This is a genomic window from Streptomyces sp. NPDC048484, assembly GCF_040651415.1.
In the GTDB taxonomy this organism is placed as follows: domain Bacteria; phylum Actinomycetota; class Actinomycetes; order Streptomycetales; family Streptomycetaceae; genus Streptomyces.
On record NZ_JBEZJY010000024.1, the window covers coordinates 1 to 12,967 of the forward strand.

The following is a 12,967-nucleotide window of genomic DNA, read 5'->3' on the forward strand; positions in this document are numbered from 1 at the left end:
TACTCGCCGTCAACAAAATGGACCTCGTCGACTACCAGGAACCCGTCTTCGCCGCGATCGCCGAGGAGTTCACGGCATACGCCTCCGAACTGGGCCTGCCGGGCTTCACACCGATCCCCGTGTCGGCCCTGGCCGGGGACAACGTGGTGGACCGTTCCGCGAACATGGACTGGTACGAGGGCCCGGCGCTGCTTGAGCACCTGGAATCCGTCCCGGTCGGTGGCGATCCGTCGGGCGAACCCGCGCGCTTCCCCGTCCAGTACGTGATCCGGCACGGCGAGGCCCGTCACTACGCGGGCCAGTTGGCCTCCGGCTTGCTGCGTGTGGGCGACCGGGTGGCCATCCATCCCTCCGGCAGGACGTCCGCGATCGAAGGCATCGACGTACTCGGCAAGGAGACGCGGGAGGCGTACGCGCCGCAGTCGATGACCCTGCGCCTGGCAGACCAGCTGGATGTCTCGCGCGGCGACATGATCACCAGTGGGGCGGACGCGCCCTCGCTCACCCGGAACGTTCGTGCCGCCGTCTGTCATCTGGCCGACCGCCCGCTGCGCGTCGGCGACCGTGTCCTGGTCAGGCACACGACCCGCACGGTAAAGGCGGTCGTGGAGACGATCGTGAAGGACCCGATCACCGGCGCCCCTCCCAGCCAGGCGCAGCCGGGAGGGGAGGAGGGAACCGAAGGGGAAGGGGAACAAGGAGAGGCCGGACTGACCGCGAACGACCTGGGCCGGATCACCCTGCGCACGGCCGAACCGCTCGCGCTCGACGACTACGCGCACTGCCGTCGCACCGGCGCGTTCATCCTGGTCGACCTGGCGGACGGGGCGACGCTGACGGCGGGCATGGTCGACCTCACCGAGGCCGTCTCCCTGGTCTGAGCGAGGCCGTCTCCCCGATCGGACATCGATCAGGCAGGACCGCACGAGGCCGGGCACCGAGCGACAAGGTGCCCGGCCTCGTGCGGTCGGTGTCACCTCGTGCTGTCGGAGCCATGGGAGTCATACGAGCCACAACCGTGGGAGTCATGGGAGCCGTGGGAGCCGTGAACATGAGGTTCATGGGGCCGGTCACCGAGTCACGACTCGTCGATAGCCCGGTAACGACGGGAGTGGTCCGGGGGAGCCGGACCGTTCAACTGGGTAGGCAGCCCGGGACCGGGCCGAACGTCCCGAAAAGAGCCCGCCGAGCGACTCTGTCCGGTTGCGACGTACCATTCCTAAAGTTGAAAGCAGGACATCCTGCTCCATGAACGGATCCGCCTTGCACGAACCACACGCACCAGCCTCATGGCGCATCGCCCTGCCGCACTCTGTCGCGGCCGTGCCGGTAGCCCGCGCCCTGGTGCGTAGCGCGCTCGCGGAGATCGAGCACACCGACTGCGACACAGCGGAGCTGCTCACCGCCGAGCTGGTGGCCAATGCCGTGGAGCACACGACGGGCGACGCGCCCATAGAGCTGGTCGTGGAACTGCTGCCCACCGGATGCCAGGTCGAGGTGCACGACCGCGACCCGGCCCCGCCGAGCGATCTCACGGCCCCCAGCCCGTCGTGGGAGCCCGACCCCTGGCAGGAGCATGGCCGCGGGCTGCTGCTGATCCGCACCCTCAGCCAGTCGTGCGGGCACCGGCCGACGGCGTCCGGGAAGGCGGTCTGGTTCAGGCTGCCGGTGGTGCCGCACCAGCGGCAGGCTTCGTAGCGACACATGGCGTAGCGGGGCTCAGGTCGGCGTGACGGCGCTCAGGCCAGCGTCGCCACCAGTACCGCCTTGATCGTGTGCAGCCGGTTCTCCGCCTCGTCGAAGACGACCGAGTGAGCCGACTCGAAGACCTCGTCGGTGACCTCCAGGGAGTCCAGGCCGTGCCGCTCGTGGATCTCGCGGCCGACCTTGGTGCCCAGGTCGTGGAAGGCGGGCAGACAGTGCAGAAACTTGACGTCGGCGTTGCCGGTGGCCCGCAGGACGTCCATCGTCACGGCGTACGGGCCGAGGGCGACGATGCGCTCGTCCCAGACCTCCTTGGGCTCCCCCATGGACACCCACACGTCCGTGGCGACGAAGTCGGCCCCCAGGACACCCTCGGCGACCTCCTCGGTGAGCGTGACCCGCGCCCCGCTGCGCTCGGCCAGCTCGCGCGCCTGCGCCACGACCTCCTCGGCCGGCCAGTAGTCCTTGGGCGCGACGATCCGTACGTCCATACCGAGCAGCGCGCCGGTGACCAGGTACGAGTTGCCCATGTTGAGGCGGGCGTCGCCCAGGTAGGCGAAGGCGATCTCGTTCAGCGGCTTGTCGCAGTGCTCGACCATCGTGAGGATGTCGGCCAGCATCTGCGTCGGGTGCCAGGCATCGGTCAGGCCGTTGTAGACGGGCACCCCGGCGTGGGCCGCCAGCTCCTCGACGCCCTCCTGGCTGTCCCCCCGGTACTGGATCGCGTGGAACATCCGGCCGAGCACCCGCGCGGTGTCCTTCACGGACTCCTTGTGTCCTATCTGCGAGCCGGACGGGTCGAGGTACGTGGTCGACGCGCCCTGGTCGGCCGCCGCGACTTCGAAGGCGCAGCGTGTGCGCGTCGACGTCTTCTCGAAGACCAGCGCGATGTTCCGGCCCCGCAGGTGCTGGGTCTCCGTCCCGGCCTTCTTCGCCGCCTTCAGCTCGGCGGCGAGCCCGATCAGGCCGCGGAACTCCTCCGGCGTGAAGTCCAGCTCCTTCAGAAAGTGTCGGCCGGCGAGGGCGTACGGGACTGTCGCCATGGGGGCGCTCCAGGGTTACGTAAACAGGGACTCTTGGAATTCTATACGATGAGCCACATTTCTATACGGCCCGGTCTCATCCCGCACCATCAGGCGTCATCCGGCGCCCCCTGGCGCCCTCTGGTGCCACCATCGCCATCCGGTGTCACGTCGCCATCCGGTGTCACCATCACCCATCATCACTGTCAGCCCACGGGATCCCGCTGGACCGGGCAGCTCATACAGCGCGGGCCGCCCCGCCCCCGCCCCAACTCGCTGCCCGGGATCTCGATGACCTCGATGCCCTGCTTGCGCAGGTGTGTGTTCGTGGTCTGGTTCCGCTCGTACGCGACGACGACACCCGGCTCCACCGCGAGGACGTTGCAGCCGTCGTCCCACTGTTCGCGCTCCGCGGCGTGGACGTCCTGGGTGGCGGTCAGCACGCGGATCCGGTCCAGCCCGATCGCGGCGGCGATCGCACGGTGCATGTGCTCCGGCGGGTGATCGGTGACTTTCAGCTCCTTGTCCCCGACGCCCGGTTCGATGGTGTACGAACGGAGCACGCCGAGGCCCGCGTACTGGGTGAAGGTGTCGCCGTCGACCATCGTCATCACCGTGTCGAGGTGCATGAGGGCCCGCTTCTTGGGCATGTCGAGCGCCACGATCGTCTGCGCCGAGCCGGTGGCGAAGAGCTTGTGCGCGAGCATCTCCACCGCCTGGGGGGTCGTCCGCTCACTCATGCCGATGAGCACGGCGCCGTTGCCGATGACGAGTACGTCACCGCCCTCGATGGTGGACGGGTAGTCGGCCTGTCCCTCGGACCACACATGGAACGTCTCTTCGCGGAACAGCGGATGGTGCCGGTAGATCGCCTCGAAGTGCACGGTCTCGCGTCTGCGCGCGGGCCAGCGCATGGCGTTGATGGAGACACCGTCGTATATCCAGGCGGAGGTGTCGCGGGTGAAGAGGTGGTTGGGCAGCGGCCCGAGCAGGAAGTCGTCGAGGTCCATGACGTGAAAGCGCACGGATGTCGGCTCAAGGTGTGCCTCCAGGAACTCCCGCTTGGTCATCCCGCCGACCAGCGCCTCGGCCAGATCGCCCGCCGGCAGGGTCTCGAAGGCGGCCCGCAGGTGGCCGGTGGCGAGCGGTCCGTACTCCTTCTCGTCGAAGACCCTGTCCAGTACGAGCGACCGGGCCTCCGGGATGGCCAGGGCCTCGGTCAGCAGGTCACCGAAGAGGTGGACGGTGACTCCGCGGTCGCGCAGGACGTCCGCGAAGCCGTCGTGCTCGGCGCGCGCTCTGCGCACCCACAACACGTCGTCGAAGAGCAGGGCGTCCTTGTTGCTGGGTGTGAGCCTTTTGAGCTCTAGATCCGGCCGGTGCAGGATGACGCGGCGGAGCCGCCCGGCCTCGGAGTCGACGTGGAGTCCCATGACTCCATCCTGACCATCCGGACGGGTGTTCACCCTCCTATTCCCCGCTCGTGTCCCCCGCCTGCCCGCACTCAGCCCTTGCGCAGAGCGCTGATCCTCTGTTCCGCGGCGCTGACGGCGCGCTCCAGCTCGATGCGCACGAGCTCCTGCTTCATCGCGGTCTCCAGCTGCGCGGTGTGCTCGGCGAGTGTCACCCTCGATGTGGCGCCCACCGGAGCCAGCGCCGTGGCGAGGTAGGCGTCGAAGCCCGCGACGACGGCCAGGAGCTCGGTGCGGATCGCCTCCGTCTTCCCGGCGGTGCCCTTGATGAGGTTGCGCAGTGTGCACAGCGGGGCCACGTCAGGTGCCCGCAGGGGCTTCTGGGCGTACTCGCACAGCTTCTCGAACAATTGCCTGAGGTAGAGGGTGGCGTCGTCGAGGTCCTTCGCGTTGTCGTCGGCCTTGCGCCTGTCCCTCATCCACCGGAACACCGCCTTGTGGTGGCGCAGGAGAAGGACAGCGACGAGGGTCCCGACGACGCCCGTCAGTACGCCCAGCGCAGAGTCCGCGCCGGCGCCGAGGGCCAGGGTGATGGAGCTGAGCATCATGAAGGGGCATCCGTTCGCAAAAACGCGAGCACCCGCGCGATGCGGTGCTCGAACGTTCGTGGTCGGTGGGTCTCGGGTGGCGGTTCTCGGGTGACGAGTGGCGGTTCTCGGGTGACGGGTGACGGGGCGCCGACGGTTTACGGGACCGCCGCCGCGATGCCGTGGAGGGCGGCGAGATCGCTCACCACGAACTGCCGGTACTTGTTGTCGAGCACACCGCTGTTGCGCAGGTCGCGCACCGCGTTCTCGACCGTGGAGAGGCCGAGGAGCAGAGCCGCCGCCATGTCCTTCTGGCTCGGGCCCGCGATGGTGACGCGGGCGCCCAGGGAGGCGCCCGGTGCGTTGCCAGGCGCCTCGGTCGCCTCGGTGGCCTCGGTGGCCTCCGCGCCTTCAGCGAGATGAGCGAGCAGCCCGGCGACCCGCCGGAGGGGGGTGCGAGCGGCCATGGTGTAGATGATCTCGTCGCTGCGGTTGCGGTCCTCCAGGCTGCGCAGCAGGGCCAGTTGTACGTCGGGGGCCTTCCGGAAGAAGGCGTGCATACGCGGCACGAAGCACGGCATGACCCAGGTCGTGGTCAGGCACGTGGTCAGGACGTGGGAACGCGGTTCGATGAGCTTGGCCTCACCCAGCACCTGGCCGACGCCTCGGAACCTCGTGATCGTGGGCGATCCGTCATCGTCCCCGAAGGGGAAGCGGTCCTGGCGGACGCATCCCCCGAGGACGATGTGGACGTACTGGCGGTCCGGGCCCGTCGGCAGGACCTCGTCACGTTCGTAGACGCGGGCGTCCGAACCCCACGCATTCACAAGCAGCTTCCAGGTCTCGGACGACAGGTGGCCCAGGAAGCTTCCCTTGGGCATCCGCTGCCGGCCCTGCAGGACGTCGGCGGTCCGGAACGCGTCGACCTTGGGGGGCATCGGCTACTTCTCCCTCCCGCCGACCTCGACCTCGACCTCGACCTCGACCTCGGCCTCGGCCTCAGGCACGGCCTTGGGCACGGCCTCGGGCACGAGGGTGTACGTCCGCAACGGAGTGTGAGCGTGACAGTGCGTCAGGATGCCGTGATCCTGGGAGTCGGAACGCGGCACGGTGACGCCATCGGAGACGGCGGTGCACATCGGTCTGAGGGTCCTGTTCTCGTCGGTGACAGGGATCCGTGTGCGCCCGCCAGGGTCGGGCGCACACGGGTTGGTGGGTCCAGACGCCCTCTCCCCCGCGTGGTCCCCGGTTGGTGGCCGGATGCTGGGCGATGACGTTAGGCGGATAACGCTACCTCCCCTCATGAGAAAATTGCCAGTCACGCATCCGCGACCGCAGATTTTCCCGCCGGGCCCGACAGGCAGCCAATGGGAACCCCTGGACAGAGGGGTTTCGTGTCAGCACATCCACGTCCGGCGGCACGGATGTAATTCCAATCAGGAAGAACGAAGAAGAACATCTTCCATCGGCAGGAATTCAAGACGGAAATCAACGCCTGATTCACTGAATATAAATGCACGAACCACAGGGCACGTTCGAGCAGACGAGCACCGGAGGGCGCGGGCATGAACGCCCGGAAAATACAGGAGGCCCCGGGGCACCACCCCCGGAGCCTCCCGGAAAGGGCCTGGACCCACCAAGGTTCAGACCGGTATCCAGTTAACACCACAGACTGCGACCAGGTCACTGCCTCCCGAAACCGAGGGGTGTCCGACCCTCATCCTGGGGGTTTGCGCTCTCGCACCCGGACGGCCGGAACATGATCGCAAGGCACCCCGCCTCGTGGAACCTTATGCACCTTTTGGCCGTGTAGAAACGTTTCGTCGCCCGACCCATTTCGCGCATCTTCCAAACTGGAGCATCAAAAGTGATTAACGATCACCAACGTGACCGACGCCGACTGCTCGGCACAGGGTGACCTTCCCGACACGCCCGGCAACTCACCGAGTCGCAGCCCGGTGTAAAGTGACCGCTAAAGTGCATAAATCGAAGTCACTTACATTCTCCCCCGCCACGATAAACCCCGGATTGCAGAATCCGAGACAAGCCGCACAATCAATTCCGTGACACAGCAATCAGCAATGATTGAAAACACCCCGAGAGAAATGATCAGCGCATCCCACGCACGCACTATCCCGGTATGTCGACTAAGTAATACAGCCATGCTCACGACCACGCGAGGCGGACACGCGGGGCCATTGCTCGCGAGCCCCTGGCGCATCGCCGGCGAGCCCTTGACGAACCACCGGCGAACCGGTGGCGAACCGTCAAATGCGCACCACTACGGAGGAGTTGGAAGCCCGAGAATCTCCAACCCTCCGTAATCGCCGAACACGCACCACACATAAACGACTACTTTGTGTAGCTACAGGCAGTCGATGGACATTCGGCGCACCTGAGGGCGAATCTCTACAGCCGCGGATCCACCGGCTCCGACTCCAGTGCCAGCACCCCGAACACCGCCTCGTGCACCCTCCACAGCGGCTCACCGTCCGCGAGCCGGTCCAGGGCCTCCAGGCCCAGGGCGTACTCACGGAGGGCGAGCGAGCGCTTGTGGTTCAGGAAGCGGCCCCGCAGCCGGTCGAGGTTCTCGGGGCGCGTGTACTCCGGCCCGTAGATGATCCGCAGGTACTCCCGGCCCCGGCACTTGATCCCGGGCTGGACCAGACGGCCATCCTTGCCGCGCACCACCGCCTGCACGGGCTTGACGACCATGCCCTCGCCGCCGCGGCCGGTCATCTCCAGCCACCAGTCGACCCCTGCCTGCACCGAGGCAGGGTCGTCCGTGTCGACGAAGAGGCGCCGGGTGGTCCCCAGCAGCCCGGACGGGTCGGCCGTCACCAGCCGGTCCATCAGGGCGAGCTGCTCGTCGTGCGGCACGCCCGCCAGGCTCCGCCCCTGGGTGGCGAGGAGCTGGAACGGAGCCAGCCGCACTCCCTCCAGACCGGACGTGGTCCAGCAGTACCGCCGGTACGCGTCGGTGAAGGAGGCCGCGTCGACGGCCCGTTCACGCTGCTTGGTCAGCAGGTCCTGTACGTCCACGCCACGTGCCGCGGCTCCTTCGAGGGCTGCGATCGCCCCGGGGAACACGGCTCCGGCGGCGGCGCCCACCGCGGCGTACTGCGAGCGCAGCAGTCCGGACGCCTTCAGCGACCAGGGCAACAGCTCGGCGTCGAGCAGCACCCAGTCCGTCTCCAGCTCCTCCCACAGGCCGGCCTCCGTGACGGCGTCCCGCACCCGTCCGAGGATCTCCTCGGTGAGGGAGGCACCGTCGGCGGAACCGTCCGCCGCCGCCGAGAAGAAGGGCCGTCCGGTACGGGTGTACAGCGCGCCCGAGCCTCCGGACGCTCCGAACCGCTCGTGCGCGGTCGCGGCGTCCCGGCACACCAGCGCCACCGCCCGCGATCCCATGTGCTTCTCCTCGCACACGACCCGCGCGACCCCGTCCCGCGCGTACTGCGCGAAGGCCTCGGCCGGGTGTTCGAGGTAGCCCTCGACCTGCGAGGTCGCGGTGGGCGCCATGGTCGGCGGGAGGTACGGCATCAGCCGCGGGTCCACGGCGAAGCGGCTCATGACCTCCAGGGCCGCGGCCGCGTTCTCCCCGCGCACGGAGACACGCCCCGCGTGCCGGGTCTCGACGACCCTCCCCCAGCCTCCGGCCGGGGGGACCCCCATCTCGCTGCGCGCGCCGTGCACGTCCGCGAGGTCGAGCGGCCGCCCCTCGTGGCCGCCCGGCGCCTCGGAGGCCAGCGGCTTGACCGGCTCGTACCAGACCCGCTCGGCCGGTACGTCGACGAGTTCGCGCTCCGGCCAGCGCAGCGCGGTGAGCTTGCCGCCGAACACGGCGCCGGTGTCCAGGCAGATGGTGTTGTTCAGCCAGGTGGCCTCCGGCACGGGCGTGTGGCCGTAGACGACCGCCGCCCGCCCCCGGTAGTCCTCGGCCCACGGGTAGCGCACCGGCAGCCCGAACTCGTCGGTCTCGCCGGTGGTCTCGCCGTACAGCGCGTGCGAGCGCACCCGTCCCGACGTACGGCCGTGGTACTTCTCGGGCAGCCCCGCGTGGCAGACGACGAGGCCGCCGCCGTCGAGGACGTAGTGGCTGACGAGGCCGTCCACGAACTCCCGCACCTGCTGCCTGAACTCCTCGCTCTCGCCCTCCATCTGCTCGATGGTCTCGGCGAGGCCGTGGGTGTGCTGGACCTTGCGGCCCTTGAGGTGGCGGCCGTACTTGTTCTCGTGGTTGCCCGGCACGCACAGGGCGTCGCCCGAGCCGACCATAGGAGTTTCGGGACCCCCCTGCTCGTGCCGGATAGGCAGGATGCGCGGGTCCACGCGGCCCTCGATCTTGAGCGGCGGCAGCATGGGCATCCCCGCCGGAAGCGTGCCCTCGTTGGGGATCACCTTCATGATCTCGTCCCACACACCAGCGCGGAGCCAGCGATTGAACCGGGAATGCACGGTCTTCCATAGGACGTCGCCAGAGACCTCGACGCCGTGCCACCCGCATCCGGTGCGCGCCTTGAACAAGATGCCGTCGACCACCGCACGGCCGTCGATGAGACGGTGGTTCGGGGGCTCCCAGGCCTTGACGACCGGCTCCACCAGTGCCCACACGTCATCAGTCAGCTGCGGCGGGACCAGGCGCCCCGAGTCGGCGAACCACTTGGTGAGGGTGCAGCCCTTGTTGGTCTTGCGCTCGGGCATCGGGCCCGTGACCGTGACCCGCACGTCCAGCAGGGCGAGAATCTCGCCCTGCTCCGCCGGGGTCATATCGCCGAGCCGGGTGCGCGCCAACTCGGCCAGCGCTGCGAGGTCGTTGGCGCGCTGCTCGGCTGCCTGGGTCTCGTCCATCCAACGCTGCGCCTCGTCACGCATCTCCTTGAGCTGCTCCAACTCATCGGTCAGCGTCTTGACGATCTCCTCAATCGTGGAGGCGGGCACATTCAGCCGGGCGTAGGTGGTCAGGGTCTCGGTCATGGCCTTCTCACGGTCGGCCACCTGCTTGTTGAGGTCGGCCACCCGAGCGCGCTGCGCGTCTTGGTCGGTGTCGGCCATGCCCACCCACTCGGCCGCCATCGCCCGGAGCTGGTCAGGGTCACCCAGCAGGCTGACGACCTCGGCCCAGACTGCGGCCTCAAGCTCAGCCGCCGGGATCTGCGGGTCGTCGCACGTCGGCGCGTGGGCGTATTCCTCCGTCCGGCCCTTGCAGCGGTACCAGCGACCGGGGCCTTTGTGGCGCTTACCTCCGATGTAGTGCTTGCCGCACTGGGCATGCACTCGACGCGACAGCGGATAGACCCCGGCCTGGCCCTTGGGCTTGCCGCTCGGTTCACCGACAGCCGCGCTGAGGTCGGCCACCTCCTCCGGCGTGAAGATGGGGTCAAGCGCGGTGCGGACGGTCTCGCCATAGAGAGGCTGACCCTGCTGGTCGACCTTCGGCCCTCGGCCGTTCTTCACCTCGGTGTTGCGGAAGATGAACACCGCCTCAAGGACGGCCGTGCTCATCAGACGCTTGCGCAGGTTCTGATGTGACCAGGGTCGGCCGGATCGGGTGAACAGGCCCTCAGCATTCAGGCGCGCGGCGGTCTGGCGCATGTTCAGGCGGAACTCCACCAGCAGCTCGCGGGCACGGCGCAACACCTTGGCCTCAGCCGCGCACTTGACCAGCCGGGACAGACCCTTCTTGCCCTGGTCCTCGATCTCATAGCCGAACGGAGGCGGACCGCCGACCCAACCACCCTCTTCGGCCTTCTCCTGCAACCCGCCTTGGGTGCGCCTCCGGATGGTCTCCCACTCGGTCTCGGCGTAGTCGGCGTCACGGCGCATCTTCTTTCGACCCTCGGCCGTGCTGTTGTCGTAGTCGTCCTCGACCACACCCACGTAAATGCCGAGGTCTTGGAGGTCCCAGACCCACCGCCAGAACGCGCGACCGGTGCGCCCGATGGTGCGGCCCTCGTTCACGACCACGATGTCGAAGGGCTTGGGCTTCTCGCGCGCCAACTCCATCAGCTTGTTGAGGTCTTCGCGCTCGTGCGCCTCCAGGCTGCCGCTGATGCCCTCATCAGCGAATGTGCCGACGTGCCGCCAGCCTTTGCGCTCGATGTGTCGCAGGATCTTCTTGGTCGAGTACTGGACGCCGTAGCCCTTGGCCTGGTCCTCGGTCGAGACGCGGGCATAGGCCACCGCCCGGAGCTGGCCACCCCCGGCGACGCGCTCAATTACGCCCAGGGCAATGGACGTGCTTTGCTGGGTCATAGCTGGGTTTCTCTCTTTTCTCTCAGCGCTTCGGCCCGGTCGGGGCGGCATCCCCGACCGGGCTCATTCGGTCTAACGACTGAAGTCGGCGGTGCACTCGGCCCAGATGAAATCGCCGGACGCCTCGTCGGCGGCGATCTCGCGCACCCGGAGCTCGTTGACCTTGGGGTCGGGCACGTCCTGCCGGGCCTTGTCGGCGAGCTTCTTGATCTCGGCGCGGTCGAAGGACTGGGCGGTGACCATGCGGCCTTGCGGGTTGCGGTACTGGATCTTGAACATTGGGGCTCCTCAGGGGAGCCGGGCGGCCTGTGCCGACCGCCCGGCGGTGCGGGTCGGTCAGGCCTGGAACTTGAGGGTCCGGCGCTCCTTGCCCTTCACCTCGTAGACGAAGTGGTCGCCGTCCATGTGGCCGGTGAAGGTGGCGCGGCCGACCTTGGCGGTGAGCTTCTTCGGGGTCTTCGGGGCGGCCTTGCGGGCGGCGCGGGCTGCGGCGCGCTCGGCCTTCTCGGCGGCCTTCCCCTCGGCGCGGGTGATCCCGGCGGCGACCATGTGGCCGAACGCGAACTTGGCGGCGTGCGTGGCAGCGTCGGCGCTGCTGGCGATCCCGTCCACGGTCCGGATGACCTCAACACCCTCGGCCCCCGCCTTGATGAGGAACGACTTCAGCTTGGCGTCGTGACCCGGGGCGAACAGCCGCTTGGTCTCCGCCGCGCAGCCGGTGGTGCGGCCGTCCTCGGTGGCGAACTGCGAGCAGGTGCAGGCGACGGGCTCGGCCTGGACGGTCTTCGCGGCGGTGGTGTTGGCGGCCATTTCGTTCTCCCGAATTCCCCGAATTCCGGCCTTTCCGGAATTGCTGAGAAAATCAAATCATGAGATTTGCGCGCCGCACAATTTCTGAAATTTGGCCGAATCTAAAAAGGCACAGAACGCTGGGTAAAACGAGCCTGGCCAGGCTCATTCAGGCGGCATGAATAACCGCCCGTGACAGCCGTATAAGCGTTGCAGCGGTATAACCGTGACGAGGGCCGGATACCCCCTCTCTGGCGTCCCGTGGCCGGTGAGAGGGGGTGCCCGGGTGTGACCGTGACAGCGCCACACTTATACAGGCAGGGCGGTTATACCGAGACCTTGACTTGCTGCCTGAGGTCGTCGGCCTCGAAGTCGAGGGCGGTCGCCAGCGTCTCCAGCACGCGGTCTGTGGGCTCGCGCTTCCCCGCCTCGTAGTTGCTGATGGCAGGCCGGACGATGCCGGACCGGCGGGCAAGCTCGGACTGGGACCATCCCCGGGCCACGCGCAGCCCGCGCAGCCGGGCGGGGTCGAACCGATGGATGACCAGAGTCGGCATTTCAGCCCCTCCCGTAATAGTCGCGATTGTTGGCCACGTCCCAGAACTGCTCGTTTTGGCGAGGCTGGCGAATTCGCTTGATGTCGTCGGCGTGGTAGTTCTCGAACATCGGCTTGAGGTCTTCGGCCTCGTGCGCGATTTTGAGAATTCCCGCGTGTATCGCCTTGACCATGTCGACGATCGCGGGGTCCATGGGGGTGTCGCCCTCCTGCACCTGGCGGGTCATGTGCTGAATCGACTTGGCCAGGTTCTGGAACACCTCGGGCAGGTTGGCGAAGTCCTCGCCGATCTGCATCATGCCCTCGGGGTTGTACATCAGCGTCGAGCCGACCATTTCCCGGGACGCCTCGATGATGCGTGCTTGCATGTCGACTCCTGCTGTCACGTCTCGTGTTGAGATCGATTACGGGAAGTAAGGCCGGCGAAGGGTTGAGGGTTGGCCTCGTGTGGTGCGGATCTGGGCCAGCTCCTTGCGTGGTCGGCAAGGTCCGCACCCTGGGGTCTGGGGATCTGGCCGGACCCGGTTTGCTGGGTCGTCAAGATCTGGCCGATCCGGCCCGGACCTCAACGTCCAGGCCCAGACCCGAGGTTGCTGGGTCGGCAAGGTCCGGCCAGGTCGCCTGCCGACCCCCCGGACCACC

10 protein-coding genes and 3 pseudogenes are annotated in these 12,967 nt (G+C 67.8%); 2 read left to right on the forward strand and 11 right to left on the reverse strand.

The window, feature by feature from the left end:
- Together AB0D14_RS24045 and AB0D14_RS24050 are read left to right on the forward strand one after the other, a co-directional pair.
- Nucleotides 1–881: pseudogene (locus AB0D14_RS24045) on the forward strand (hypothetical protein); the annotation flags it as partial.
- A 367-nt stretch (nucleotides 882–1,248) separates the two neighbouring features.
- Nucleotides 1,249–1,698: an ATP-binding protein gene (locus tag AB0D14_RS24050; RefSeq protein ID WP_362782339.1), complete on the forward strand. Its 450-nt coding sequence runs from the start codon at nucleotides 1,249–1,251 to the stop codon at nucleotides 1,696–1,698.
- 41 nt (nucleotides 1,699–1,739) lie between these two features.
- Here the strand turns inward: AB0D14_RS24050 and argF are convergent, their stop codons facing one another.
- From argF to AB0D14_RS24105, 11 genes and pseudogenes are all read right to left on the reverse strand, one after another.
- On the reverse strand, nucleotides 1,740–2,747 hold the full coding sequence (gene argF / locus AB0D14_RS24055) for an ornithine carbamoyltransferase (RefSeq protein WP_362782342.1): 1,008 nt from the start codon (nucleotides 2,745–2,747) through the stop codon (nucleotides 1,740–1,742).
- A 185-nt stretch (nucleotides 2,748–2,932) separates the two neighbouring features.
- A complete protein-coding gene (locus AB0D14_RS24060) occupies nucleotides 2,933–4,159 on the reverse strand; it encodes an arginine deiminase (RefSeq protein ID WP_362782344.1) in 1,227 nt (408 codons plus the stop codon).
- A gap of 71 nt (nucleotides 4,160–4,230) precedes the next feature.
- Nucleotides 4,231–4,746, reverse strand: coding sequence for a hypothetical protein (locus AB0D14_RS24065; protein WP_362782347.1), 516 nt, complete (start codon nucleotides 4,744–4,746; stop codon nucleotides 4,231–4,233).
- Between the two features lie 137 nt (nucleotides 4,747–4,883).
- Nucleotides 4,884–5,663, reverse strand: a complete 780-nt coding sequence (locus tag AB0D14_RS24070; RefSeq protein ID WP_362782350.1) for a Crp/Fnr family transcriptional regulator — start codon at nucleotides 5,661–5,663, stop codon at nucleotides 4,884–4,886.
- A gap of 3 nt (nucleotides 5,664–5,666) precedes the next feature.
- Nucleotides 5,667–5,864 (reverse strand): hypothetical protein, encoded by a 198-nt coding sequence (locus AB0D14_RS24075; protein WP_362782353.1) that lies wholly within the window; start codon nucleotides 5,862–5,864, stop codon nucleotides 5,667–5,669.
- Nucleotides 5,865–7,134: 1,270 nt separating this feature from the next.
- Nucleotides 7,135–9,003, reverse strand: a pseudogene (locus AB0D14_RS24080) (polynucleotide kinase-phosphatase); the annotation flags it as partial.
- A gap of 138 nt (nucleotides 9,004–9,141) precedes the next feature.
- Nucleotides 9,142–11,031, reverse strand: a pseudogene (locus tag AB0D14_RS24085) (recombinase family protein); the annotation flags it as partial.
- Nucleotides 11,032–11,052: 21 nt separating this feature from the next.
- On the reverse strand, nucleotides 11,053–11,259 hold the full coding sequence (locus AB0D14_RS24090; RefSeq protein WP_362782356.1) for a hypothetical protein: 207 nt from the start codon (nucleotides 11,257–11,259) through the stop codon (nucleotides 11,053–11,055).
- A gap of 57 nt (nucleotides 11,260–11,316) precedes the next feature.
- Complete coding sequence (locus tag AB0D14_RS24095) at nucleotides 11,317–11,790, reverse strand: hypothetical protein (protein ID WP_362782358.1); 474 nt, start codon at nucleotides 11,788–11,790, stop codon at nucleotides 11,317–11,319.
- A gap of 305 nt (nucleotides 11,791–12,095) precedes the next feature.
- Nucleotides 12,096–12,326 (reverse strand): helix-turn-helix transcriptional regulator, encoded by a 231-nt coding sequence (locus tag AB0D14_RS24100; RefSeq protein WP_362782361.1) that lies wholly within the window; start codon nucleotides 12,324–12,326, stop codon nucleotides 12,096–12,098.
- 1 nt (nucleotide 12,327) lies between these two features.
- Entirely contained in the window at nucleotides 12,328–12,693 is a 366-nt protein-coding gene (locus AB0D14_RS24105) for a hypothetical protein (protein ID WP_362782364.1), read from the reverse strand.
- Nucleotides 12,694–12,967: the final 274 nt, after the last annotated feature.

What these genes read in the sequence shown, in the direction of transcription:
- AB0D14_RS24075 (WP_362782353.1), bottom strand. Translation starts at nt 5,864, where the DNA reads ATGTGCACCGCCGTCTCCGATGGCGTCACCGTGCCGCGTTCCGACTCC.
- AB0D14_RS24060 (WP_362782344.1), bottom strand. Translation starts at nt 4,159, where the DNA reads ATGGGACTCCACGTCGACTCCGAGGCCGGGCGGCTCCGCCGCGTCATC.
- AB0D14_RS24070 (WP_362782350.1), bottom strand. Translation starts at nt 5,663, where the DNA reads ATGCCCCCCAAGGTCGACGCGTTCCGGACCGCCGACGTCCTGCAGGGC.
- AB0D14_RS24090 (WP_362782356.1), bottom strand. Translation starts at nt 11,259, where the DNA reads ATGTTCAAGATCCAGTACCGCAACCCGCAAGGCCGCATGGTCACCGCC.
- AB0D14_RS24105 (WP_362782364.1), bottom strand. Translation starts at nt 12,693, where the DNA reads ATGCAAGCACGCATCATCGAGGCGTCCCGGGAAATGGTCGGCTCGACG.
- AB0D14_RS24065 (WP_362782347.1), bottom strand. Translation starts at nt 4,746, where the DNA reads ATGATGCTCAGCTCCATCACCCTGGCCCTCGGCGCCGGCGCGGACTCT.
- AB0D14_RS24095 (WP_362782358.1), bottom strand. Translation starts at nt 11,790, where the DNA reads ATGGCCGCCAACACCACCGCCGCGAAGACCGTCCAGGCCGAGCCCGTC.
- argF (WP_362782342.1), bottom strand. Translation starts at nt 2,747, where the DNA reads ATGGCGACAGTCCCGTACGCCCTCGCCGGCCGACACTTTCTGAAGGAG.
- AB0D14_RS24100 (WP_362782361.1), bottom strand. Translation starts at nt 12,326, where the DNA reads ATGCCGACTCTGGTCATCCATCGGTTCGACCCCGCCCGGCTGCGCGGG.
- AB0D14_RS24050 (WP_362782339.1), top strand. Translation starts at nt 1,249, where the DNA reads ATGAACGGATCCGCCTTGCACGAACCACACGCACCAGCCTCATGGCGC.